The organism is Vibrio sp. 03_296, assembly GCF_002265885.1.
The window spans coordinates 1-1,513 of record NZ_NPKW01001271.1 but is presented as its reverse complement, the minus strand read 5'-3'; the positions used below and the strand labels follow the sequence as shown (position 1 = coordinate 1,513).

The window sequence follows — 1,513 nt, the reverse complement described above, 5'->3', positions numbered from 1 at the left end:
AATACCTTTAGGAGAATTTTCGTTTTTTGAATATTTCTTTGGTTGGGTTAAAAAGTGTGACTTCTCCCTAATAATAGCAGCATAAAAAAGCCTGACCGAAGTCAGGCTTTACTCGCTCATCTCTCACCACGAGCCAATGAGGTTTCTGTCTAGTTAAGGCGATTAGCCTAGTAGGCTTAGCGCTGAGTTTGGCGCCTGTTTCGCTTGCGCAAGAATTGAACTTGACGCTTGCGATAGAATTTGWGTCTTGGTCAACTGAGTCGTTTCTTTCGCGAAGTCGGTATCCTTGATTCGGCTCTTCGACGCGTTCACGTTCTCGTTGATGTTGTCCAAGTTGCTGATTGCATGGTTGAAACGGTTCTGGAATGCACCCARCTCKGCACGGTGGCTGTCTACGTATTTCAGTGCCGCATCCACAATCGCTACCGACTCTTGCGCACCTTGTACGGTTGTTACGTCAATCGTATCTACCGTGACGTTTTTGCCTTCGCCTAGGCCAAGTTCACCTGCAAGGCTACCTGAGAAACCAATTTCACCTTGAACTTTGTTGTTACCAGCAAAGATCTGTAGCTTGCCGCCTTCACCCACTGACGCTTTTACAAGGTCWGTTTGACCGTTGATGTACGTCGCTAGCTCTTCGATGTCATCACCCGCTTTCGCGTTGATTTCGATCTCTTGCTCGTTACCAAAGCTGTCTGTCAGTGCAATCGTCAAGTCGTTGTCGCCTGCGGCCACATTCCAGTTCTTGTCTTTGCCTTCTTCAGCTTGGTAGCTCACGCCRCCCATCATCACGTTGTCAGAGCGCATGTCTTTCAGTGACAGCATGACCGCTTCACCGTTATCCGCACCAATTTGCATTGCTTTCGTGCCGTAAGTACCGTTTAGCAGCTTGTTACCACCAAAAGACGTGGTTTCTGCAATACGGTTTAGCTCGTCGTTCAATGCTGTCACTTCTTCTTGAATCGCCACGCGCTCTGATTTTGAGTTTGAGCCGTTTGCTGATTGTAGAGATAGGTCACGCATACGTTGTAGGATGTTGGTGGTCTCGTTCATCGCACCTTCWGCGGTTTGTGCGATTGAGATACCGTCGTTGGCGTTACGTACCGCAACGTCTAGACCGCGACTTTGTACGTTCAAGCGGTTAGAGATTTGCAGACCTGCTGCRTCATCTTTTGCACTGTTGATTTTGAAACCTGAAGACAGACGCTCCATCGAAGTTTGTTGTGCGCTGTTTGCGTTATTCAGGTAACGCTGTGCTGTCATTGCTGCTACGTTTGTATTTACATTCACTGCCATGATGAATTCTCCAATTGATTTTCCGATATTACGGTTTCCGACGTCTCGGAAAACCAAGTAGTTCTCTCAAAGTTACTTCTATTAACGGCTCAGCTTGRAAATCCTTAGAGGAAAAGACGATTTTTTGAGAAAGTCGTTTGGTGAAAATTCGTGACCAAGCAGTAAAACGAGGAAAAAGAGAAATAACGCTAAAGTTTTGCGCGTCTTTGCCATGGGA

The 1,513-nt window shown here is 46.7% G+C and carries 2 protein-coding genes; both read right to left on the bottom strand.

Going from position 1 to position 1,513, the window contains the following annotated elements; genetic code table 11:
* Positions 1-162 precede the first annotated feature (162 nt).
* The gene (locus CIK04_RS31505; protein WP_038939396.1) at positions 163-1,296 is read right to left on the bottom strand and encodes a flagellin; all 1,134 of its coding nucleotides are present in this window, start codon (positions 1,294-1,296) and stop codon (positions 163-165) included.
* A 28-nt stretch (positions 1,297-1,324) separates the two neighbouring features.
* The coding region (locus tag CIK04_RS35205; RefSeq protein ID WP_325206058.1) for a hypothetical protein at positions 1,325-1,513 on the bottom strand (189 nt) is incomplete at its 5' end.